General features: G+C 70.8%; 26 protein-coding genes. All 26 read right to left on the bottom strand.

Features of this window, described 5'->3' with window-relative positions:
• Window positions 1-25: 25 nt before the first annotated feature.
• A complete protein-coding gene (locus AB0H21_RS24455; RefSeq protein WP_358520481.1) occupies window positions 26-274 on the bottom strand; it encodes a holin in 249 nt (82 codons plus the stop codon).
• A 43-nt stretch (window positions 275-317) separates the two neighbouring features.
• Window positions 318-1,037, bottom strand: a complete 720-nt coding sequence (locus AB0H21_RS24450) for a DNA methyltransferase (protein WP_358520478.1) — start codon at window positions 1,035-1,037, stop codon at window positions 318-320.
• A 48-nt stretch (window positions 1,038-1,085) separates the two neighbouring features.
• Window positions 1,086-1,865 (bottom strand): N-acetylmuramoyl-L-alanine amidase, encoded by a 780-nt coding sequence (locus AB0H21_RS24445; protein WP_358520475.1) that lies wholly within the window; start codon window positions 1,863-1,865, stop codon window positions 1,086-1,088.
• A gap of 2 nt (window positions 1,866-1,867) precedes the next feature.
• On the bottom strand, window positions 1,868-2,065 hold the full coding sequence (locus AB0H21_RS24440; protein WP_358520472.1) for a hypothetical protein: 198 nt from the start codon (window positions 2,063-2,065) through the stop codon (window positions 1,868-1,870).
• 76 nt (window positions 2,066-2,141) lie between these two features.
• On the bottom strand, window positions 2,142-2,681 hold the full coding sequence (locus AB0H21_RS24435) for a hypothetical protein (RefSeq protein WP_358520469.1): 540 nt from the start codon (window positions 2,679-2,681) through the stop codon (window positions 2,142-2,144).
• A gap of 10 nt (window positions 2,682-2,691) precedes the next feature.
• Window positions 2,692-6,078 (bottom strand): hypothetical protein, encoded by a 3,387-nt coding sequence (locus AB0H21_RS24430; RefSeq protein ID WP_358520467.1) that lies wholly within the window; start codon window positions 6,076-6,078, stop codon window positions 2,692-2,694.
• Between the two features lie 3 nt (window positions 6,079-6,081).
• Window positions 6,082-7,935 carry a phage tail tape measure protein gene (locus AB0H21_RS24425; RefSeq protein ID WP_358520464.1) on the bottom strand — a complete coding sequence of 618 codons (1,854 nt, stop codon included), beginning with the start codon at window positions 7,933-7,935 and terminating at the stop codon, window positions 6,082-6,084.
• Window positions 7,936-8,057: 122 nt separating this feature from the next.
• Window positions 8,058-8,513, bottom strand: coding sequence for a hypothetical protein (locus AB0H21_RS24420; protein ID WP_358520461.1), 456 nt, complete (start codon window positions 8,511-8,513; stop codon window positions 8,058-8,060).
• A 3-nt stretch (window positions 8,514-8,516) separates the two neighbouring features.
• Window positions 8,517-9,014: a hypothetical protein gene (locus AB0H21_RS24415; protein WP_358520459.1), complete on the bottom strand. Its 498-nt coding sequence runs from the start codon at window positions 9,012-9,014 to the stop codon at window positions 8,517-8,519.
• Window positions 9,014-9,424, bottom strand: coding sequence for a hypothetical protein (locus AB0H21_RS24410; protein ID WP_358520456.1), 411 nt, complete (start codon window positions 9,422-9,424; stop codon window positions 9,014-9,016). Before AB0H21_RS24410 ends, AB0H21_RS24415 begins: the two co-directional genes overlap by 1 nt.
• Before the next feature lie 12 nt (window positions 9,425-9,436).
• Window positions 9,437-10,171: a hypothetical protein gene (locus AB0H21_RS24405; protein ID WP_358520454.1), complete on the bottom strand. Its 735-nt coding sequence runs from the start codon at window positions 10,169-10,171 to the stop codon at window positions 9,437-9,439.
• Between the two features lie 6 nt (window positions 10,172-10,177).
• Window positions 10,178-10,606 (bottom strand): hypothetical protein, encoded by a 429-nt coding sequence (locus tag AB0H21_RS24400; protein WP_358520451.1) that lies wholly within the window; start codon window positions 10,604-10,606, stop codon window positions 10,178-10,180.
• Complete coding sequence (locus tag AB0H21_RS24395) at window positions 10,606-11,196, bottom strand: hypothetical protein (protein WP_358520448.1); 591 nt, start codon at window positions 11,194-11,196, stop codon at window positions 10,606-10,608. Before AB0H21_RS24395 ends, AB0H21_RS24400 begins: the two co-directional genes overlap by 1 nt.
• 2 nt (window positions 11,197-11,198) lie before the next feature.
• Window positions 11,199-11,456, bottom strand: coding sequence for a hypothetical protein (locus tag AB0H21_RS24390; RefSeq protein WP_358520446.1), 258 nt, complete (start codon window positions 11,454-11,456; stop codon window positions 11,199-11,201).
• 75 nt (window positions 11,457-11,531) lie between these two features.
• Complete coding sequence (locus AB0H21_RS24385; protein ID WP_358520443.1) at window positions 11,532-12,764, bottom strand: phage major capsid protein; 1,233 nt, start codon at window positions 12,762-12,764, stop codon at window positions 11,532-11,534.
• Between the two features lie 90 nt (window positions 12,765-12,854).
• Window positions 12,855-13,517, bottom strand: a complete 663-nt coding sequence (locus AB0H21_RS24380; protein ID WP_358520440.1) for an HK97 family phage prohead protease — start codon at window positions 13,515-13,517, stop codon at window positions 12,855-12,857.
• Window positions 13,514-14,668: a phage portal protein gene (locus AB0H21_RS24375; protein ID WP_358520644.1), complete on the bottom strand. Its 1,155-nt coding sequence runs from the start codon at window positions 14,666-14,668 to the stop codon at window positions 13,514-13,516. Before AB0H21_RS24375 ends, AB0H21_RS24380 begins: the two co-directional genes overlap by 4 nt.
• Window positions 14,669-14,689: 21 nt before the next feature.
• Entirely contained in the window at window positions 14,690-16,258 is a 1,569-nt protein-coding gene (locus AB0H21_RS24370) for a hypothetical protein (protein ID WP_358520438.1), read from the bottom strand.
• Window positions 16,221-16,781 carry a helix-turn-helix transcriptional regulator gene (locus AB0H21_RS24365; RefSeq protein WP_358520435.1) on the bottom strand — a complete coding sequence of 187 codons (561 nt, stop codon included), beginning with the start codon at window positions 16,779-16,781 and terminating at the stop codon, window positions 16,221-16,223. Before AB0H21_RS24365 ends, AB0H21_RS24370 begins: the two co-directional genes overlap by 38 nt.
• A gap of 87 nt (window positions 16,782-16,868) precedes the next feature.
• On the bottom strand, window positions 16,869-17,165 hold the full coding sequence (locus AB0H21_RS24360) for an HNH endonuclease (protein ID WP_358520432.1): 297 nt from the start codon (window positions 17,163-17,165) through the stop codon (window positions 16,869-16,871).
• Between the two features lie 103 nt (window positions 17,166-17,268).
• Window positions 17,269-19,410 carry a hypothetical protein gene (locus tag AB0H21_RS24355; RefSeq protein WP_358520429.1) on the bottom strand — a complete coding sequence of 714 codons (2,142 nt, stop codon included), beginning with the start codon at window positions 19,408-19,410 and terminating at the stop codon, window positions 17,269-17,271.
• 51 nt (window positions 19,411-19,461) lie between these two features.
• Complete coding sequence (locus AB0H21_RS24350) at window positions 19,462-19,725, bottom strand: hypothetical protein (protein WP_358520426.1); 264 nt, start codon at window positions 19,723-19,725, stop codon at window positions 19,462-19,464.
• Between the two features lie 277 nt (window positions 19,726-20,002).
• Window positions 20,003-20,455 (bottom strand): DUF6221 family protein, encoded by a 453-nt coding sequence (locus tag AB0H21_RS24345; protein ID WP_358520423.1) that lies wholly within the window; start codon window positions 20,453-20,455, stop codon window positions 20,003-20,005.
• On the bottom strand, window positions 20,452-21,150 hold the full coding sequence (locus AB0H21_RS24340) for a hypothetical protein (protein ID WP_358520420.1): 699 nt from the start codon (window positions 21,148-21,150) through the stop codon (window positions 20,452-20,454). Before AB0H21_RS24340 ends, AB0H21_RS24345 begins: the two co-directional genes overlap by 4 nt.
• A complete protein-coding gene (locus AB0H21_RS24335; RefSeq protein WP_358520418.1) occupies window positions 21,147-21,365 on the bottom strand; it encodes a hypothetical protein in 219 nt (72 codons plus the stop codon). Before AB0H21_RS24335 ends, AB0H21_RS24340 begins: the two co-directional genes overlap by 4 nt.
• 384 nt (window positions 21,366-21,749) lie before the next feature.
• Window positions 21,750-22,589 (bottom strand): hypothetical protein, encoded by an 840-nt coding sequence (locus AB0H21_RS24330; protein ID WP_358520415.1) that lies wholly within the window; start codon window positions 22,587-22,589, stop codon window positions 21,750-21,752.
• Between the last annotated feature and the right edge of the window lie 16 nt (window positions 22,590-22,605).

Here is a 22,605-nt window from a genome sequence, read left to right as displayed (position 1 = left end):
GAGGGGCGTTTCTCGATCGGTGTGCTTATCGGCGTACCGGGGTGCGGGTCGTGACGAACCCAGCCGTGCCCGGGTCGCCCACGGCACCGCCCGCGAACGAGGTCAGCAGCGACACGACGGCCGCGAGACCGGCCACTGAACCGACGAGCGGCCACGCCACGTCGAGCACGCCGATGGCGCCGGCACCGACCACGCCGAGCGCGGCCTGAGCCGCGGTGCGCACGGCCCGCTCGAGGGTGTCGCTCCAGAACGGGATGGAGATCCACTTCTTCATGTGCCCCTCCTCAAGGGGACAGGCCCGCCGACGGCGGGACGATCTATGGGCAGGTGTCGGCCAGTCGGCCGCGGGCCACTTCGGCGTAGTGCGCGGTGATCTCGATGCCGATGTAGCGCCGGGCCTCCAGGCGCGCGGCGACGCCGGCGGATCCGGCGCCGGCGAAGGGGTCCAGCACGGTGCCCTCGGGCGGGCACACGCGGATGAGCTGGCGAAGGACGTCGACGGGCTTCTGAGTGATGTGGTGGCGCTCGGCGCCGCGCGGCTGTGACCCTTCGACCAGGCCGGGCAGGTAGACCGGCTCGGCGTGGCGGAACGGCTGGCCGTTGCTGCCCCACAGGACGTATTCGCATTCGCGTTTGAAGCCATCCCGCTGGGGGCGGGCGATGGGCTTGCGCCACGGGATGACGCCGCGCCAGGTCCACCCGGCCGCCTGCAGGGCGTCGGAGGTGGCCGGGAGCTGGCGCCAGTCGGTGAACACCAGCGCGGACGCGCCGGGCCTGCTGACGCGCAGGCACTCGATCAGGATCAGCGTGAGCCAGGTGGTGAAGCTGCGCTGGTCGCGGTTGTCGCCAGCGAAGCCGGCGAGCTGGTGGCCGGCGTCGGTGCTCACGTACTTGCCCCGCGTCGACGGGTTACGCCGTTCGCTGCTTGTGCGGCCGCCGGAGTTGTAGGGCGGGTCGGCCAGGACGAGATCGACGGACTCGGACGGGATGGTGGGCAGGACGGCCAGGGCGTCGCCCTGGACGATCTGGTGGTGCATGAGACTCCCTGAGCGTGAGCGGGGTTAGCTCCGGGGGGTGACGATGGCTTACAGGCCCAGTAGTTCGGGCCAGGTCTTCGGGCCGACGATGCCGTCCTGGTCGAGCTTCCGGTCGGCCTGGAGGCGCTTGACCGCGTCGACGACGCGCGGCGCGTACACGGTCGGGTCCATCACCTCGGGGTCCAGGCCGTCCCCGTAGCCGCACGCGATGATCAGGAAGAACACGCGCTTGGAGAACGGCCCCTTGGCGCCGGGCTTGACGAGCGGGAGCTGGTTCACGAGTGCCTCCGTCCAGGTAGGTGCCGGCGTGATGCCCGGGTCGGCCGTCCCGGCCACGATGAGCTTCACGCGGCGCACGATCTCGGGCTTCTGCGCGATGATCCGCGGGCCCGGGCAGGCACTGTGCCCGCCCCACGCGGCTCCGCCCATGGCGTGATGCCCCAGGCCCCGGCCGGTCGGACTGGTGGCCACCTGCAGCGGCACGCCGTGCACCTTGTGGGCCCAGGCCAGGACCTGCGCGCAGCGGTCGAGCTGAGCATCGGTCAGTGCGTCGCCGCCCCGGCCTTCGTTCTCGATCGAGATCCAGTTCGGGTTGCCGCGAGCCTGGGCCCAGGCCCTGTCGGCGGTGTCGACGTACTGGTCGAGCGCGCCGGCCTTGCCGGTGCCGAAGTGGCTGGACGCCTCGGCGCGGGGGTTGTTGAACCACGCCCGGGTCCCGGCGAGGGTGCCGGCCATGATGTGCAAGGTGACGCCGAGGATGGTGCCCATCCCGCCGTCGGTGAAGTTCGTGCCGATCGGGCGCCAGTCGGCGCCGGGCATACGGGCCATGGTCAGCCTCCTACTGCTTGCCGGACGATCGCTCCGACCACTCCGCCGCCCGTAGCCGCGGCACCAGCCGCGATCCACACGAGCCGCTCCAACTTTCGGAGCCGCGTCTCGTGGTCGTCACCACGGTTGATCGCCATGTCCAGCTTGGTCTCGATCCGCACCAGCCGGTCGAGCACCTCACGGTCCTCGGTCGTGGTCACGCCTACTCCAGTCGTCAGGTCGGGAAATAGGGGGTGCCGCCCGGGGCGTGGGGTACCCGGGCGGCACGATCAGGGGTTAGGCGAACCGGCCGGCGATGACGCCGAACCTGGTCGCCGAGTTGGACGGGGACGCGGTACCCCAGGTCCAGGTGACCACCATGTCCTGATCGACCGTGCTGTTCACGGTGATGGTCGAGGTGGGGTTTTGCTCACGGACGGAGCCGACGGACGTTGCTGAGGCGAGGGTGTCGGTCACGCGGAACCGTGCGGCCCACGTGCCGCTCACGCCGGTGGTCAGGCAGACCAGGTCGAGCTCGGCGGTCCATGCCTTGTTGGCCGCGCCGGGGGATGCCGTGGTGGCGAGGGTGCCGAGGAGGGTCCCGGCGACCCCGCCGACCCGTCCGGTGAGCGTGTAGAGCGGCCCCGCGGTGACGCTGGCGACGCCGAACACGGTCATCCGGTAGATCGAACCGGGCGTGGCCTCGTTCGCCGGGATCGTGAGGGTGCCGACCACGGTCTCAGCGGTGGAGTTGACGACGGCCTGGGTCGTGGCCGGCGAGGCCTTGGCATAGGTCGTGAAATCCGACGCCCGGATGATCTGGCCTGCTTGCGGCATCGCGGCGCTCCTACAGTGCGTAGATGGCGGGTTTGAACAGCTCGACGCCGGCGCCGGGGTTGTGGCTCTTCACGACGCCGTTCACGCTGCGGGTCACCCCGAACGTCTGCGGCTGCGTGCCTTCGACCATGGCGACCGTCATCCGTTCCCCGCCGATCGTGATGTCCCACGGGAACTCGGCGTCGACGGCTTGGATGGCGGCCGGGGAGTTGATCGTCCACGCCCTGCCCTGGGCGTCGGTGAAGGCGGTGGCCGCGGCGGCCTGCCCAGCGAACAACGGCGCCGCGACGACGGTCCCGTTGATGCCGCTGCGCACCTCGGCGTAGTAGACGTCGCCGACCAGGAGTTCGCCGCCGCCTCCGCCCATGCCTCCCACCTCGGGGGCCACGGTGCCGGGGAACAGGGTGGTGACGCCGGCGAGGGTGGCGGTCGCGCCGAGCTGCGTCCAGGTGATCCCGTCCAGGCCGGTGTAGAACTTGATCTCGGTCTGGGATGATCCGTTGTCGACGTCCAGCGTGGCCCTGACCCAGTGGACGGTTCCGGCGGCGAAACCGGTGGTGAGGGTGCTGCCGACGTTGTTGACGGTGGTCCCGTCGGTCGACCAGCGCAAGCTCAGCGAGTTTCCCGCGCCCATGCGGAACCCGTAGGACGCCTGCCCGCCGGGGCCGATCTTCCCGACGAAGTACTGCGACGCGCCGGGCGCCCAGTTGTCCATGGCGAGCCGGACGCGGATGTCCAGGTCGCCGGTGATGCGCCACGCCGCGGCGTCGGGGGTGGAGGCTCGCGCCCCGGCGGCGCCGGTGCACCGCAGTTTGGATCGGGCCCCGGTGTACCAGCGCGGCCCCGACGGCGTGGCCACCGGGACGAGCGCGTCGGTGGCGGTCAGCGCCGCGGCGAGGTTGGAGCCGTCGCTGGAGTACCGGTCGCTGTTGTAGGTGGCGACCTGCCAGGGGCTTTCGGGCGCGCAGTTGAGGCTGATCGCGTGGTCGTACTGGCGCATCGACTCGGCGTAGCCCTGCACCATCTGCGTGATCTGCTCGGGGGGCAGCCACGCGGGAGGGTTGGCGATGGTGATCCGGTCGCCCTCGGCCAGCTCCAGGGCGCGGGTGGTCTGCGGGCTGGAGGTCGCGAACGCCCGGGTGGCCAGATCCAACACCAATCGGGGCATGCGGGACTCGTTGACGGTGCCCAGGTGCAGCCTCCACGACGCCTGATCGGGCAGCGCGGTGTCGGACGCCGGGTTGATCGTGACCGGTGATCCGGCGTACCGGCCGATCCCGCCGTCGCGCGGGGATCGGGTGGACATCGGCCCGGTGTCGAGGGTGGCGCGCGAGGTGGCCCCGCCGCGGCGCTGCACGGTGACGTCGTTCTTGACTTGCTGGTCGTCGTCGACCGGGTCGAACGCGTCGGCCAGGTCACCGTAGTCGAGCGCCAGGGCGGGCGGCTGGTTGTACAGGGTGTTTCGGGTCCGGTAGCCCAGGCCCACCACCTCGCGCGGCTCGAACAGCACCCCGAGGTCGGTCTCCGCTGCCTCGTAGACCAGGTTGGGCAGCGTGTCCTGGGCCTGGGCGCCCATCGGGGCCGAGGTGTCGAGGTCGCCGGTCGCCTGGAAGGTGACTCCTTCCTCGGCGCACAGCCGTTCGATCCTCCGCCCGGCCCTCTCCCCGAGGTAGGCGGCAAGCGGTGAGGCGAGACCGTCCAGCGGGGTGATCGCGTTGTGGACCGACAGGTGCCCGATGCACACCCCGGCCAAGAACTGATCTTTCGCCACGATGACCCGCTCGATGAGGCCGGCGGTGTGGCCGGTGAGCAGCGCCGTGCCGGTGGCCGCCGTGGTCTGCCCCGCCTGCAGACGGCCCAGCGTGGCGAACACGTCCGAACCGGCCTGCACCAGCTCGATCGAGATGTACAGCAGCCGCCCGTTGGTGGTTACGGCCGGGGCGAACGTGAGCACCGGGGTACCGGCGTTGTTGAAGGCGCGCAGCACCAGCGCGCCGGCGGCGTCGTAGATGAGCGCCCACCGGCGTGCCGTGCCACTCGCCCACCAGCTGACCAGCTCCTTGCCGTCGGTCGTCCCAGCGGCCGGTACCGCGAGCAGGAACCGCAGTTGGGTCGTCCCACCCACCGCGTTGTAGGGCGGCACCGGCGCGGTGGCCGACGTCGACGACGACAGGGTGGGCAGGGGCGCGCTGGCCACGAACCCGGAGAACGCGGCGAACTCCGGCGGCGCGTCCGCGGTGATCGCCAGCGGAGAGCCCCCCGGCAGGCCGGAGACGAACGTCGTGCTGCCGGCGGGGTCCTCCATCGGCCAGTACGCCACCGTACTGGTGTCCAGCGTCACCGCCCGGTACATGACCGACCTCAGCGCTTGGGCGCCCTGGGACAGGCGGCGCAGCACCCCGGCGGCCTCCACGGGGGTGTAGACGTCGTGGCCGGAGGTGTCCCACTTCTGCGGGAGTTTCGCCAGTTCGACCGCGGCCCGGGGCCGCCGGTTGGTGAGGGTGGCGGCGCCCTGCACCGTCCAGGTGTTGCCCGCCCCGTCCGCCAGCGAGGTCGCGCCGGGCGTCTGGGCGGTGAAGTCGGGGTTCGCCGCCGCGGTGCCGCCGATCCCGTTGAGCAGCTGGACGGCGTGGCAGCGACCGGTGGGGGCGACGAGCGAGGTCCCGGTGACGAGTGCCCAGCCGCCGACGGTGGTAACGGCCGTGCTGTCGTTGACGCTGGTGGTGCCTGCGGCGGTCACCGGGGCGCCGAGCTGGGTCCACGGCCCGGCGATCGCCGGCGCGACGTAGAAGGTCACGGTACGGCCGGACGCGCCGTTGTCGACGTCCAGCGTGGCCCGGACCGCCTGCCGCCTGCCGGCGGGCGCGGGCACCACCGCGGTGGAGGTGACGGCCAGCTCGTTGAACCCATTCGTCGACCACGACAGGCCCAGCGCTCCGGCGCGGGTCATGTAGAAGGCCCACGACCGCTGATCGGCCGCGTAGTCCCATTTCCCGCACAGCCACTGCGCTCTGCGCCAGTGGGCCAGGGTGAACTCGGCGCGGATGTCGATGTCCCCGGTGATGGACGTGCCCGCCGAGTCCGGCGCGGTGACCCGGTCCGAATCGCCCCCGGGCAGGTCCAGGTAGGTGGCGCCCTGGTTGACCGATAAGCGCAGCGGCACGTTCCGTCCCAAGGCACCGTAGTAGGGCCCGGTCGGGTTGCGCGGGCTGAACCGGCCCCCGCGGTTGTTCAGGGTCAGCCGGACGCCGGTCTGCTCGAGCTGCGAGGCCTCATCCGCGCGGCCACGGGTCACGTTGACCGGGTCACGGTCGTACAGGTAGCCGGTGATGTCGGTCCACACGCCCGACAGCTGCAATTCCGCCGTCAGGGCCAGGGGTGTGGAGGGGAAGGCCATCGGTTATCGCCTCCCGCCCAGCACCGTCTGCACGTTGCCGCCCCGGACCCGGACCGCCGTCCGCAGAAGCTCGACCAGCAGGTCGTCCATCCGGCTGCCGCCGGAGACGATCTCCAGGACCATCGGGCCGCCACCGCCGCGGCTCAGCGGGGTCACCTGGGCGCCTCGGGACAGGCTCACCAGCTCGGGGCCGCGCTCGCCCACCACGGCCATGCCGGAGCGCTGGATCACGCCTCCGGATGCCAGATAGGGGATGTTGGGGGTGTTCAGCGTGATCTCGGGGATGTCGATGCCGAGGATGGACCCGCCGCCGATGGTGAGCGAGAAGTCGTTCCACTTCTTGATGACCCAGTTGATCGCGGACTTGAAGGCGCCGATGACGCCGTCCCACATGCCGCGCGCGGCCTTGGAGATCCGGCCCGGCATGCCGGTCAGGAAGCCGATCAGTTTGTCCCACCAGCCGGTGACGGTCGACCACAGCCGCCCGGCGCCGTCGCCGATCTTGTCCCACACGCCGCGGATCCATGGCCACAGGGTGTCGGTGAACCAGCGGCCGACCGCCTTGGCACCCTCCCAGATGGCGGTAAACGCGCCGGTCACGATCCGGCGGAAGGTCTCGCTCTTGTTCCAGGCCAGGACGAAGATCGCGACCAAGGCGACGATCACCAAGATGATCAGCCCGATGGGGTTGGCCATCATCGCGATGTTCAGGGCGGTCTGCACGGCCGTCCACACCTTGGTGACCAGCACGATCCCGCCGATGATCACCGCGACCGGGCCGAGCACGACGCCCAGAGTCTCCACCAAGCCGGAGTTACGCTCCAGCCACCCAGCAAGCCCCGCCAGCACGTTGTTCAGGCCCATCTCGAGCTGGCGTTTGAACGCCTCGGCTTTCGCGCCGGCCGACTGCTCCAGGGTGTCGCCAGCGCGTTCGGCCGCGCCGGACACCTGCCCGAGCGCGTCCGATGCCTTGCCGACGTTCAGCGCGAACAGCGCCGCGCCGAGATCCTCCCCAGGCCCACCGAACAACGTTTGCACGGCTTGGGCGCCCTGCACCGTGCCCTGCATGTCGCGCAGCTTCCCCAGCACCGCATCCAGCGCCTGGGCGGCCTGTGGGCCGCCCGCGGCGATGGCCGGGGCGACCTTGGAAGCGCTGAGGCCGAGCGTCTCGAACGCCGCCGCGGTGCCCTTGCTGCCGTCGACCGCCCGCAGCGAGAACTCCTTCAGCGCGTCGGTCACCTTGTCGGCATTGGGCGCACCCGCCGCCAGCCCCTGAGCCACCAGGCCCAGCGCCGTCTGCCCATCAAGACCGATGGTCTTGAGGATGGTCGGGTACTCGTCCAGGGTGTCCAGCAGGTCCTGGTTCTTGTTCAGGCCCTTCTGCGTGGCGGCGTGCAGCAGGTCGAACGCCTCCTCGGCGCTGCGGGCGACGCCGGTGCGCAGCATCTGCGAGACCGAGGCCGACACCCGGCCGGCGTCCTCCTCCATCACCGTCCCCAGGTTGGTGATCTTGGAGGCGACGGCGTTGATCGCCTGGGCGGACGCGTCCCCGGGCACCAGGCCGTTCTGGATCGCCGCCCGGATCGCCGCGTTGCCGGTCTCGATCGAGTCGACCACGCCGCGCGCGTACAGATCACCGGACGCCTGGCCGAGGGTGGCGGCCATCTGCGGCCCGGCGCCGAGCTGCGCGGCCAGCAGCGCATCCGACTTGGACTTCTCCAGGGCCTGCCCGACCCCGGCGGCCAGGGCGGCGCCGATCGCCGCCCCGGCCACCGCGGCGTGCCCCTTGAGCTTGTCGAAGGTCGCTGAGGCCTTGTCGCGGGCCAGGATGTTGAACACCAGCGAGGTGTCCGACATGGGTCACCTCCTCGCCTTGGCGGTAGCCTCTTCGGCCTGACGATTCAGCTCGTCGATGTAGTCGCAGGCCCGGATGAGCTCCTCGGCCGTGAGCAGCTCACGCTGTTCCCACGGCCGGATGTTCAGGACCTCGGAGATGATGAGGGCGTACCGCTCGCGTCGCTCCTCAAGGGGGCTTTTCCCTCCGGCTCCAGCCCGGCGGCCTCCTCGCGGGCGATGGCGTCGCTCAGCGCGATGTCGAGCCCGGTCATCATCTGCTCGCGCTGCTCGTCGCTCAGCGAGACCTTGGCCACACGGTCGCGGAGCTCGGTCACCTCGGCCACCGAGTGCTCGACCAGGAGCTCCTCGGCGAAGAAGTCCGGCACGTCCTCGTAGCGCAGGTGATGGGTCAGGGTGAGCAGGTGCCACAGCAGCACCCGGCGCGCCTTCATGTTGCCGGCCTGGACCGCGGCGAGCCAGGCCTCCCAGTTCCCGCCGAACCGGCGCTCGATCATCTCGGCCTTGGACGCGCGGACCCGCTTGGGGTCGAACGTCCAGCGCTGCGTGTCCCCGTCCTCGGGGCGGTAGGTCACAAACACCGGTCAGCCTCTCTTGGCGTTGGCCGCGATCCGCGCGGCCAGATCTTCCATGGCGCGCAGCACCGCCGCGCGGAACTCGGCGCGGCGGTGGGCGAGCGGGTCGTCGAAGTAGTGCGGCTTGCCGTGCTGGACCACCCACCGGTCAGTGCCGTACACCCGGCGCCGCCACCCCTTCGGGGAGTTGAGCCGCTTGGCGGCGTTGGCGAAGTTGCGCACCGCCGGCGTCTTGCGGGCCCGGACCCGCACCCCGGCGGCGAACCCCGACAGCTTGGCCTCGGCCCTGATGCGCTTGGCCACCGCCGACCGCAGCGGCTCGCCGTCGGAGGGCAGGCCGCCGGATCCGATAGACATCAGCCCGGCCCGGATCTCGGCGACCGCCGGGGCCAGCGGCGCCTTCAACTGCTTGATCAGGTCCCTGCGCAGCTGCTTGCCGTCGGCCTCGGCCTTCAGCGCCCGGCCAAGGGCCTTCAGCGCCTCGGCGTCGACGCCCATCTCGATCATCAGGAGGTGGCCCGGGTCACCGCACCGGAGGTCGGGAACGACACCGACACCGACGCGTCGTCACCGACGCTGCCCGACAGCGGCTTCCATTCCTTGATCAGCACGCTCCCGCTGTACTTGGGGTTGGACGCCCCCACCGCGCCCTGGTCGGCGCGGACCTCGAACGCGACCACGGTGCCCAGCAACGGCCACATGATCGAGTCCAGCGCGGCCGCGGCGTAGTCCTGCTTGAACTCGATCGCGAGCCCGGCGGACTTCAGACCGCCCAGGACCTCCTTGTAGCCCAGGCTGCCGAAGGTCGTGACGTCCTTCTCCTCCACCTCCACCGACAGCTCGATCTTGTTGGTGTTGGAGTGCAACAGGTTGGCGTTCAGGGACAGATAGGAGGCCAGCAGGATCATCTTGGTCATGAGCTTCTCCGTTCAGGCGATGGCGAGTGCGGCGGCGAACAGGAACGACGGCGTGGTGCCGGAGATCGTCCAGGCGAGGCGGGCCCAGGTGTCGGTGATGGCCGTGCCCGCGGTGCGCAGGATCTGCCCGCCCGGCGCGTTCGCCACGGCGAACGTCAGCCGCGTGGTGGGCGCCGCGAACGCCGCGCTGGTGTCGGTCTCCACCCGGGCGGTGATGCTCGGCGTGGTGCCCGCCGCGCTCAGCACGTGCAGCGCGGCGTGCAGCCGCCTGCCGGCCGCCACCGCCCCCAGGTTGAGGCCCGTGCCCGTGCCGGTGGACGTGCGTGCCGTCCCGGGCGGATGGGCGATCTGACCACGCACCACCGGCCACGACCCCGTGGCCGTCCCCGACCAGGGGGCGACCTCGCCCACGGCATCACCGAGCTTGTAGTCCGCGCGCAACGCGTTGGTGAAGTACGCCAGATCCCCGACGCTGGCGCCGAGCGGGCCGACGGTCCAGGGGCCGATCCCGCCCAGCTGCGACCAGGACGCGTCATCGACCTTGGAGGGGTCGCCGGCCTCCCACTGCCCTTCGCCGGTGATCTCGCTGGAGGCGAGCCCGCCGATGATCTCTTTCCATCCGGCCGAGGCGTAGTTGGTGGTGTCCTTCTCCTCCACCTCGCTGGACAGTTCGACCTTGTTGGACTGGCCGGTCAGATCGACGCCGACGGCGAACAGCCGCACGCCGGTGAGCACCTGCTTGCCCATGAGGCTTCACCCACTTCCGATCACGCGGACGATCAGCTCGGCGCCGTAGTACTGGCGGTCGCCGACCTGGTAGAGCCGGTAGCCCTGCACGCGTTGCAGGTGCAGGTCATCGCACAGCCCGCCGAGCGCCGGCTGGCCAGGAGCACCGCGAGCGGCCACCAGGGCGGCCTTGACGGAGTCCGGCCCGGACCCGGACAGGTAGGAGTCCAGGGCGGCCTGGCCCGCCCGGTCATCGGCCCGCGACACCAGCAGACGGCAGGTGATCAGCAGCTCGTCCATGCCACGGCCGAACGTCTGATCGAAGTCGATCTCCACCTCGCCGGCGTAGAAGCACGGTTCGGGCACGGAGTCGGGGACGTAGCCGAAGCAACTCAGCGCGGGGATCGCCTCCCGGACGGCGTCGGCCAGTGCGGTCTTGATCTCGCTCGGGTTCATCAGCCGAACCCCGGCAGCTCGTAGGGGGCCACCAGCAGCCGCACGTCCGGGTCCAGGGGCGGCAACCGGATCAGACCCCACTCGGCAGAACCGGCCACCCCTTCGGGGGAGTCCTTGCGCCGGTACAGCCGCGCCGCCTGGATCAGCGCGGCCTGGGCGATGTCATCGGGCACCGCAGGCCACCCCCAGCGGGCGGTCACCCGTACCCGGGTCGTGCCGAATCCCCATGTGCCGGACGGCAGCACCAATGCGGTGATCGCGCGGCCCCGCGCCAGCGCGTTGTCGGGGCCCGTCTCATAGCCCGTCACCGCGGTCCACGAGCCGCCGAACCCGGTCTCCACGATCAGGCCGGCGGCGTCGCCGATGTCGTCGACCAGCAACCGCGCGCCGGACTCGTCGCACACCACCCGGCCGCCAGGGTTGTAGGTGCGCGTGCTGGCCGCGTCGTCGAGCCAGAACCGGCGGCCGGTGCGCTTGTCGATCGCCCGGCTCGCCGCGGCCCTGGCCTTGTGCAGCAGCAGGTCACGGTCCATGTCGGTGATGCTGAGAGCCAGCTTGAACGTGTCCAGGTCGAGGTATTCGTTGGCCACGGTCACTCAGCCTGCGGGGGGCGGCTCCTCGCGCGGCGAGGCTTGTCCGGCTGCGGAGCGGCAGCCGGTTCGGGCGCGGCTGGCTCCTCGTCCGGCTCCTCGTCCACCGGGGCGGCCGGCTCCTCGTCCACGGGGACGGCCATGCCGATGTTGCAGAGCTGGGCGGCCTCGTCCTCGGGGAGGTCGATCTCCCCTTCGGGGTCGGGCCAGTCCTTGCCGTCGCGGGTGCCGCTGATCTTCGCCTTCATGCGCACGCGCATCGCGTCCTCCTGGTGTCGTGGTGGTCGTTGGTGGCCGCTCGGGCGGGGCAGCAGCCAGCCCCGCCCGAGGGTGGATCAGGTGCCCGCGCCGACCCAGCACTTGATGGCGCCCGTGGTGTCCACCAGGTCGCCGTCCGCGCGGACGATCGCCCGGTAGGCGACCATGTCCGTGTCGAACAGGAAGTCGTCGGAGCGCTCGAACCGGATGCCCGCGACCTGGCGCACGAAGTACGCCGAGAAGTCGCCGAAGAGGACCGACCGGGCGAGCGCCGCCGGAGCGGCCACGTTCGGATCGGTGTACAGCGTCTTGCCGAGGATCGTGTCGGGAGTGCCCGCCAGGCCCGGCTGCCAGATGTACTGGTTGGTCGTGTCTTTGAGCTTGCGCACGCTGGCGACGGTGGTGTCCCGCATCAGCCAGCCGCACGAAGGGCTGTTCCTGTATGGCGCGATGACCGAATAGAACAGGTCGATCAGGCCGTCAGCGGTGATCGCACCAGCAGTGCCAGCAGCGGCGGTGACGCCGACGGTCGCGGCGGTGGCGACGCCGTTCGGCTGGCCCGAGCCCGACCCGGTCACCAGGTGCGTGCCGAACCAGTTGCCGATCGCGCGGCCGGCCGAGCGGGCGATGTAGCCCTCGAGGTCCACGGCCGTGTCGGTGAGCAGCTCGTTGGAGACCTTGAGCAGCACCGGGTACTTGTAGGCGTCCAGCGGCACCTGGCCGAGCGTCGGGTCGACGGCCGTGATCTGGGCGCCCTCGGCGATCGGCGCGTTCGGCGCGCCGGAGGGCACGACGTGCGCGGTCGTCTTCGGGACCTGGATCTGCTCGCCGCTGGTGGTGCGCAGCAGCGTCGGGTTCGTCATCAGGACGCCCGACACCTCGATCATGTGCTCGACGAGCCGGTGGTAGAAGCTGATCGGGACGGTGTTGCCGCCCGTGCCGCTCTTGAGCAGGCGGAACTCCTGCGGGGTGTTCGCGTCCGGGTGGATCTCGAACGCCCGCTTGCCGGACTCGCCGGTCAGCCACTTGCGCAGCTCGGCGGACCGGTCCTCGGTGCCCTTCTGCCCGGTGGCGGGCTTGCCGAGCAGCTCGGCGAACGCTTCGTCGGCGTCCTTGGCGCGCTGCTCGGCGTCGCGGAACTCCTGCGCGCGGGCGTCGATCTTGTCGAGGTCCGCGTTCAGGGCCTGGTAGCTGGCCTCTTCCTCGGCCGACAGGTCGCGCTTTTCGGCCTCGGCCGCATCCAGCAGGGCCTTGGCCTGCTCCCAGATGTTGGCGCGGCGCTCCTGCAGCCGCTTGATGATCTCACTCACGATGGTTGCCCTCCCGGGCGTGACGACGACACCCGCGGCCGGTGGCCGGAGTGCCAGATGGATTGATGACGAGGTGGGTGTCGCCCTGCCTCAGGAGATGCGGCGCTTGAGCAGATCGGCGCGCCGCTGCCGAACGGCGACCAGCGGGTGGGTTTCGCCCTGCCCGCCCGGTGCCGGCGTCTTGGTCAGGAACTTCTTCAACTCGCCCGCATCCGCGGCCGCCCGCACTTCCTCCAGCTCGGCGCCCGCCCGTTCGGCCAGGGAACGCAGACCCGTGGAGGTGTCGTAATAAGCGGGGGTGTTCACCGGGGCGACGTCGATCAGCTGCCCGGACAGCAGCGTCCGCAGCGGGAACCCGTCCTCGGTCATTGCCCAGTCGTCGGCGAATGTCCGCCAGGCGAACGATGACCGGCGGACGTCGCCGCGCTGCACCAGCTCATACACATCCGCCCGCGCGTTCGGCAGGTCGGCGCTGTAGTCCAGGCCGGTGCCGTCCACCAGCAACCGCAGCGTCCCGGCCTCGGTGGTGCCCAGCAGCATGTTGTCGTCATGGTTGTAGCGGGCCATCACCTCCGGCCAGGCGTCGCCCTCCGACTTGGCGAAGAACCCGGGGTCGATCCGTTCGACGAAACCGCCGAGGTTGCGCGACAGCTTGTTGAACTTCGCGGCGTACCCGCCGATGGTGCGCCTGTCCTCGCCGCCGGCGCGGACCTCGACCAGGCCCGGGGTGAAGCGGCGCTCAACGTTGCTCATGACGTGCCTCCAGGCTGCGGCGTGGCGCCCACCGCGTAGGTCTGGCCCTGCCCGTCCGGCAGCGGCGAAAGGTCTTCGATCGCGCGGATCTCATCGCGGTTGCGCCAGCCCTGCGACAGGGCAAGCCCGTGCGCCCGGTACCGGTCCAGCAGCGAGGTGCGCAGCATCGCGTCCACGTTGAACTTCACGAACTCCCGGCCCGGCATCAGCGCCGACAGCCGGTTCTCCAGCCGGACCAGCCACGGCCGGAGCGTGAACGTGACCAGGTCGATGCCCTCCAGCTCCACGGTCTGGTAGGTCATCGACCCGCCCGCCTCACCGCCCACCTTGGTCGGCGGCACCCCGTAGATGGCGGCGATCTGCGTCGCGTTGAGCTTCATCGTCTCCACGAACTGGGACTCTTCCGGGCTCACCTGCAGGGCGGTGAAGTCCCAGTCAGAGCCGAACACGAGCGGCTTGCGGGACCGGATCCGCGCCGACAACCGGTCGCTGATCTCCTCAGCCTCATCCGGTGCGATCGTCTTGGCCGTGTTCTTCAGCGTCGCCGGCGGCGTACCGCCGTTGTCGAACCAGCTCCGCCCGTATTCGGTGGCCTTGAGCCCGTGGCCGATCGTGTGCGCGAACGCCCCCACCGGGGACAGGCCCACGACCTTGCCCGGCAGGACGAACCACGGGATGTGGAAGATCTGCTCGGTCGGCACCTCGCGGCCCTGCCAGTAGTAGACCGGCCGCGTCGGGTGCGTCTCGTCCACCCACACCTCGTCCGGGTTCAGCCACTCGATCATCGTGGGGAACCCGAGGTCGTCCCGCTGGGTGATCAGCCCGTAGGCGTTGCCACGCAGCGCGAGCGACACCACGCACTTGTGCAGCCACTGATACAGATCATCCACAACCGCCGGTCGGAACAGCAGCTGCGGGACGTAGGAGACCGCCTCGCGGGACGAGCCGTTGCGGCGGTACAGCTGGATCGGCAGCGACGCCACCGAGTCGGCCAGGATCCGGACACTGGCGAACAGCGGGACGAGCGCGAGCGCTTGCCCTGTAGATACCGCGGTCGACGACGGCCCGCCGGACATCCACGGCAGCGAGGTGATCGCCCGCTTGGCCACCGCCCCGAACCGGCGGAACGGCGCCGCCAGCGCAGCCCACATGCGGTTCACGTGCCCACCTCCCTACAGCACCGAATCGAGCACGTCATAGTCGTCGTTCACCTTCGGGCCGACGATCAGCAGCGCCCACCTGGCCAGCACCGCGGCGAAGAACGGCGCGACGTCGGTGAGCGACTTGCGCCGGTCCAGGGCCCACGCGTCGCCGGAGGGTTTCGTCATCGCCCCGTTCACCGCGGCCGTCTGCTCGGCCTGGTCCCGGTGCACCACGGTGCCCTGACGGATCGCGTCCGCCATCTGCCCGCACGCCTCCACGATGTCCCCGGTCCGCATGATGGCCAGGTGGCCGCGCTCTGGCTTGTCCTTGTCCTTCGGCGGCTTCACCCCGGCGGCCACCAGGTCGTCGATGAGGCTTCCGGCCGGTGACCCGGTTGAGGCGATCGCGATCGCCACCGGGTTCCACAGCCGCCGTAGCCGCACGATCGCCGCCACCACCCAGTCCGTGCCCGGGCGCCGGTCCAGCACCTCGAGGTGCACCCTGCCGTCCGGCAGGAGCGACGCGACCGCGATCGACGCCCACGCCCGGTCATGGCTGACATCGATCGCGAACGCCATCTCGGTGCCCGCCTGCGACTCCCGATCGGCCAGCGCCGCCCATCCCGCCTTGGGGATGTTCGGGTCATCCGGCGGGGTGGCCTTGCGGGTGCGGTTCAGGTACGCCCGGTCGAACTCCGCAGGGTCGAGCTTGTCCAACTCGGCGCGGATGGTGTCCTCGGTCACGGTGTACCCCAGAGCTGGCAGGCACGTCCACCACGTCGCCGGGTCGTCGCGCGGCAGCTCGTCGGGGGCGAACCACTCGAAGTAGGCCACCCGGCGCCGGGTCCCGGACTCCCACAGCTCCTGGATGAGCTCGCGACCGGCCGCGCGCTTCTTGTTCAGCCACGCCGACTTCTCGGTCCCACCCGCGCTCGCCCACCACAGCTGAGCCATGGCCCGGGTCAACATGGCCGGAGAGAACGCCTGCTCCAGCCGGTCATCCTCGTGCGCGAACGCCTCGTCGATGACCCCGAGGTCCAGCGGCGGGCCATGGCCGGCCTTCTCGGTGTTGGAGGTGATGCCCAGCTTCGACCTCGTGCGACTCCAGATGATCGCCTCGTTGCCGTTGGACTTCCGGGCCCGGTACCTCCCGGCAAGGCTGGACTCATCCAGGGTGACAAGGAACTCGTCCTCCCACCGCTGACGGGCCATGCCCCGCGTCTGCGCCGCGTAGACGACGTTCTGCCGCGTCCAGGCCGCCACCCGGTGCACCATCAACCCGAGAATCTGCTGCGTCTTGCCCTGCTGGCGCGGCACGCTCAGCCCGACCTCACGGTGAGCGAACACGCCGGTGGCCGGGTCGATCTCCAGCCCGACGTCCAGGACGTACTTCTGCCACGGCATCGGAGGGAACCCCAGCCGCTCCATGACCGTCCACGCCTTCGGCCCCAGCGAGGGGAACTCCGGACGGCGCGGCGTCCCCCACAGCGGCGGGCAGGTCAGCCCGTACAGCTCCCGGCACTGCTCGGCGAACTCCGGGGGCGGCCGCCAATCCGGGGCGTCACTCAGGCTCGGCGAGGTCCCCGAGGTCGTCGTCATCCTCCTTCGCCCGCCCCTCCACCAGCTGCGCGAGCGTCGCGCGGAGCTCCCGGTTCAGCGCGGGCAGCAGCCTCCCGTCCTCGCCGCCGCCGGCGTCGATCGCGGTGGCCAGCCGACAGGCCATCTGAGCCAGCGACGGCTCCAGCCCGGTCAGATCGCCCAAGGCCTCGATGTCCTCGCGCACCGCCGCCGCCACGGACGCGTTCACCGGCGGGCCCGGCGGCGCCTGGCCGGCCTCGGCGGCCGGGGCGGCGAGCAACAGCAATGCCGGGCTGACTTCCAGCGCCGCGGCGATGGCCACCAGGTCGTCGACGTCGATCCGCCGCGCACCGGACTCGATCTTGCTGAGCACGGACGCGCTCACCGGCCGCCCGGCCCGCGTGACCCGCTCGGCGAGCTCCCGCTGATCCCAGCCGCGCTCGCCGCGGAGCCGGGCCACGGCCTCCGTGACGTGCTGGCCCATCTTGCCGATCTCCACGGGCCTGCTGGCCATCATCGCCTCCGTCCCGGCGATCGCCATCATCGCCAATCGCCCTGATCAGCCCGGGGAGAGAAAAATAAAAGGGGCGCGTGGGGCTGCGAAATGTCCGGTTTCAAAAAATTCGCGGCGTCACGGTCCGGCGTACCAGTCGCGCGAGGTGACGAGTGTCCTGACCTCGGACAACAGCTTGTTGCCCTTCTCGTTGTTGCACTTGCGCGCGCATGTCGGACATCCGTTGTCGCCGTGTATTGGTGCGAGGTTGTCGGGGTCGAGTCGCGGGCCGCCGCGCGCTACTGGGATCACGTGGTCGATGGCGTCGGCTGAGCCGTGGCCGCACAGGATGCACACGTCGGACTCGGCGAGGATGCGCGTGCGTAGCTTGCGGTAGGCGTAGCTGGTGAGCTCGGCGCGGTCGGCCACCTCCACCCCCCTCCTGGTGCCGTCGAGGGGTGGGGGGTGGGGGGTGGGGTGCTCAGATTCGGCAGGGGGGGGTGGGGGTTGTTTCCCTGACCGGGGGGTGGGGGGTCTGTCACCGCACGAGCATCTGGACGCACATCATCGGCACGGCGTCGGCGACGAGCGGCGCGGCCACCGTCGGGGCCGCCCCGGGCAGCGCGCCGGTGCCCTGGCTCCCCAGCTTGAACCCGGTGCCGACAGCCAGAGCGCCATCAGAGGCGCGGACGTTCGGCAAGGCCGGCGATGTGCCGGCGATGGTCCGCCACGTCTGCCCCGTGCCTGGCGTGACGACCTTCAATGCCATCCAGTAGAGCCCAGGGTCCAGGTAGCGGAAGAAGCTCCCTGGGCCGGATGCGGGGCACATCGCCAGCCCGGCCGCCAGGGGGACGGTGAACGGGCCGCTGGCCGAGGTGGCTTCCGCGATCAGGGCGCCCGGCTGTCCGGTCTGTCCGACGTCGTCATACAGGCCCCACCTGATGGCGGGCGAAACCGTTCCCGCGTCGAACACGCTGAGTCCGATACGTGTGGCCCGCTCCCGCCCGCCGGTCACCATGATGGGCAGCAGGAACATGTCTCCGACGACCGGCGGGTACACCGGGCCCTCCGCGCGTGCCTCCGCGGTGTACCACGCTGCGTGCAGGTGGGGCCTGACCATCGAGCCGCCCCGTGGTGCTGGGACGTTGATGGACGCCGGGCCGCCGATGAACGTCGTCGGGACGAGCCGCCGGATCGCGGCCAGGACCTGGTCCGCGCATTTGGACGCGCCCCACTCGTTGGGGTGCAGTCCGTCCAGATACAGGTTCGCCTGTTTGCTCAGCGCGGAGTCCAGGCCCGCGATTTGCACCATGCCGTCGAACTCCGCGACGAGCGTCTTGATCGCGTCGTTCGTCGCGACGATGTCAGCGTCCTTGGCTGCCTCGGTGCCCAACCAGCCCGCATACTGCGCATACCCGGCGGCGGTGAGCCGTGGGATGTCGCACACGATCACCGGCGGCGGCGTCTTGGACTCCAGCCACCAGGCGTCGAGGCTGACCGTGCCGCCGGCGTCGAGCTGGGTGACGGTGCCGACGATCGTCTGCCCTGCGTTCGCCGCCGTCAAGCTCGTGATCCGCTGCACGATCTTGGTGTGCGTCGCCGCGCCTGCCGGCAGGATGTTGCTCGTCGAGACGCTGCCGCTCACCCCGGCCGTGCCCGACCACGTGACCGTGCCCCCGGTTGCTCCGGTCGCGCCGTTGAGGCAGATCGCAATCGGCTCCCCGGCGTAGTCGTTCGGCAAGGTGATCGTGAAGTTCGCGTTGGCGAGCGCGGTCGCGTCCCTGGTGGTCGTCCCGTACGACCACTCCGAGGTGTTGCTCACCTGGGTGAACCCCGACCCGTAGGCGATCGTCGGCGACGTGTCGTCGAACACTTTGCTGGCCCGCCACAACGAGATGCAGGCCCGCATGACCTGCACGAAAGCCGCCCGGACCTGGGCCATCCCGAGCGTCGCACCGAGCACCCCAAGATCATTGATCCCGTAGCACATGATCAAGCCGCCGCCGTCACCGGTGTATGGGCCCGGCCTGGTCGTGCTCCGGAGAATCTCCTGGAAGATCCGGCCGAACCCGCCGTGCGCGCGGCCTTCCCGGACCAGCTGGGCGCCAATGACGCCGCGGGCTCGCCACCCCGTGTGGTCGATCCCCAGGGCCAGGCGGACGATCGCGTCGAACCGGCCCGTCTGGTCGAAAGCCCCGCCCGCGCCCGCGCCGTAGCTGTGCGAGTGAACCGTCCCCATGCCGAAGATGGGGTGCGCCGCCGAGATCGCCGACGATCCGTCCGCGAGGATCAGCGGGCCGGTCATGACCCCGCCGGCGGTCTGGACGTACTGCACCACGGGTGTGGGTGTCTGCTGCAGCGGCGCGAGGTCGGCCAGGTTCACCGCTCCCACGCCGGACGGCACGTTGACCAGGTAGGTACGCGTCGGCGCGCCGGTGATCTTCTCCGTGACGACGTACGCCCATCCCGCCGGAGTGATCGCTGCGTTGTCCGTGCAGGCGAGCGTCACCGACAGCGCGCCGCCGGCGTCGAGCACGGCACGCACGCCGATCGGCGCCACCAGCACGTCATCGGCCGGCGAGGCGAGGGCGACGTTCGGGCGGAACAGCACCTCGCCTGCGGCGGGGGTGCTGTCGGCGCGCTGGTAGGTGGCTGTGACGGTGCGGGTGGTCAGCGGCATGTTTCACCCCCGGTGGCTCGGGCTCGGCGGTAGGGACGGCCTGTGCGGCCCTTACTGCGGGGCACCCTGTGAGGAGGAGGTGCGCTCCACGCTGTCGGCCGGGGTGAAGTCGAGGTAGTACGCCCTGCCCGGCTCGAAGCTGACGGCGGGGTTGTCGACCGTGATGCGGAGCTCGCCGGACGGGGTGTACCTGGCGTAGCGCTGGTCTTCGGGGATGCTCGCGTCGTACTGGGGCTGGAAGCGGTAGACGCGCGGTCCGGTGAGGTCGGTGCTGTACGTCTCGACGCTCGTGCAATGGAACTTCGCTCGGGTCACTTCGGCCATGGTGTCCTCCGGGCATGCGAAAGCCCCGCTCGGTGGCGGGGCTGAGGTGTGGGCCCGGCGCCCAGCCGTGGTGCGGCACCGGGGTCTTGCATTCGTGGGCGGGGCGACAGGGAGCCACTTCGCGGTTGTGGCGACCGGCCAGCGCTGCGGCCACGGGCCGGGGCTGGTCTACCCATCCCTGAGCGTCGCCCCTGGCGGGAGTCCGTTGTCCGGGCATGCCGGAAGCGCTTTGATCATGGGTTATCCACAGGGCTGGTGTCAAGCCAGGTCATGGACGCCACTCCTCGCGGTAGTCCGGATGGTCGGCGTAGATCTGCACGTGGTCGATGAGGACGGCGCGCAGGGTGTTCACGGCTCCGGTCATCAGATCGTGAACCTCGCCGTTGGGACCTGCGTTGGCGAGGGAGACGACGGCATCTTCGTAGTGGCCCAGCAGCTTGCGCTTGGCTTCGACCTCGCGGAGCACGCGGGCCGGGTCGTGGCGGGCGATGTGCGGGGCCATGCCTCGGTCTACGTCCGCACCTCGCCATGAGTCAGCCGTCACGCTGTGGCCGAGGCGGCGCTCGTTCTCGGCCTCGTCGGGGTCAGGCGGCCACCACAGCACCACGTCGTTGTGCTCATTCACCAGCCACTCGGCGCTCGCGTGCTCGCTGGCCCGTCGCGCTAGCTGTTCGTCTTGGTCGAGGCGTGCGCGCAGGAAGGTTTGCAGGTCGGGGTTCATGATGCGATCTTTCCAGTTTGGTCGGCTTGGTGGACGCGTTTGGCGAGCCAGGTCCAGCGGGCGATGGGCCAGCAGGGCTGGCCGTACCACCACACCCCGACGTCGGAGTCCGGCGGTTCGCACTGGCCGGTGCACACGATGGCGGTCTGGTCGCCGGGCAGGCTCATGACGCGCCAGGTGTACGCCCCGCCGGCGGGGGTCTCGGGGGTGCGGCCTTGGCACCAGGGGCAGGTGACGTCGAGGACCTGGCCGTCGTAGACCATGCACACGGCGCGGGCGACCCGGTCGACCATGCGCGCGGTGATGGGCGCGGCGTGGTCGGCGAGGTCTTCGGTCATGTGGGCGGCGGCGTAGGCGAGGTAGGGCCAGGCGTCGAGGTCGGCGTACTGCGGGGGTGGCAGGACGGGCAGGCCTGCGTGTTCGGCGACGGCGGCCGCGAGGTCGTCGGCGTCGACCAGGACGTCTAGGGCGGTCTGCAGGACGGTGATGTCGACCGGGGCCGGACTGTCGGCGCCGAGCGCGTTGCGCTCGAACCGCTCGGCGCGTGCCTGGGCGTCGCGTTCGGCGCGGGCGTCGGCCGTGAGTTCGGGCTGTCGCCAGCGCCGCGCGGTGGCGAGGGGGAGCCGGGCCTCGATGAGGTCGGGCCAGTAGGCCATGACCCATTCGAGGTCTGCGACGACGTCGGCGAGGGTCACCGGCGGCCTCGGGCGACGATCGCGGAGGCGAGCAGGACGCCGACGAGGGCCAGGAGCACCGCGGCGGCCGCCACGGTCTGCGTGAGCTCGCCGGTGGCGCCGGCGTCCCAGGTGGCCCATGCGGCGAGGCCGGTGCCGCAGACGAGGACGGCGCGCCAGATGCTGCCGGCGATGTCGGTGAGCTCGGGCGTGGGGCGGTCGGGCCTGTGCGTCATGGTCTTTCCCCCTGGTGGTCAGGCGCTGACGTCCGCGAGGTCGAAGAGCGGGGGCGTGCCCCCGGCTCGGCGGGCCTCGCGGGTGCGGGCGGCGTTGGCGCGGTGGTGGTCGGCGTCGTAGGCGAGGTGGCAGCGCTGGCAGGCGGCGAACAGGTTGTCGTCGTCGACGTTCTCTGGCTGGTGGTCGCGGTGTGCGGTGGGTGAGCACGACGCGTGAGCCGGTGTCGGGGTGTGGTTCGCCGTGCTCGGCCGCGCAGGGGCCGTCGTGGCTGCCGCACTCGCCGGTGCACTCGCAGAGGCCGTGGGCCCGCTGGAAGCGGATGCGGTCGCTGATCTGGGGCCAGTTGGGCGGGTAGCGGGCGCGGTTGGCGGGGGTGATGGGCATCAGGGGTCGTCTCTCTGGGGTCGGGCGAGCGTCTGGTGGGCGGCGGCGGCCGCGTGGATGACGAGCTCGGCGATGGGCGTCTGGGCGCCGAGCTCGGCGCGTGCGGCGGCGATGCGGGCGTCCCCGAGGTCGGGCAGCGTGGCGAGGTAGTCGCGGGCCGCGGCGTAGCCGTCGGGCGGGCCGTCTCGGGGATGATCTCTGGCCGAAGGCTCGCTGTGGACGGGGGGGCGCTCTTCCACATCAGGTTGTGGGATGGGATGTGACGGAGTAGAGGGATTGGTTTTAGAGGGATAGGTCTTTAGAGGGACTAGGGTCCCTTCGTCGCGGGACCTTTCCGGCTCAAAGGTCCCTTCGTCGCGGGACCTTTGAGCCGGAAGGTCCTTCGACGGAGGGACCTTGGCGGGTGCGTCCGAGGAGTTATCCACAGGGTCCGCGGGTGGGTTATCCACAGGAAAGGTCCCTTCGTCGCGGGACCTTTCAGGCCTCTCCGGAAGCGGATGCATCGCGGGCAGAGCGGGCAACAGGAACCGCTCCGCCCGCCCGCTGGTCGCGTACACCGGACGCCCGTTGCGGTCCTCCCCGAACGGGACCCGGACCTCCAGACCGCGCTTGGCGAGACGCCCGAACACGGCGCCGACGGACTTCACGGACACTCCGACCGCGCCGGCGATGCGGTCGATGAGGTTCTCGGCGTCGCCCTTGTGACGCCACATGACCCTGGTCTGCTCGTTCGCGCGTTCGGCGATGACGAGCAGCACGAGGCGCTCGGCCTGGGTGAGGCCGACGGCTGGCGGCGTTCGCAGCCACTCGACGACCTCGCCGACGAGCCTGCCGCTCATGCTCCCCCTGTCAGGT

It is taken from the genome of Sphaerisporangium sp. NPDC051011 (genome assembly GCF_040653595.1).
Lineage (GTDB): Bacteria > Actinomycetota > Actinomycetes > Streptosporangiales > Streptosporangiaceae > Sphaerisporangium.
Note: the sequence above shows the minus strand (reverse complement) of the source record. Positions and strands in the feature narration are given on the sequence as shown.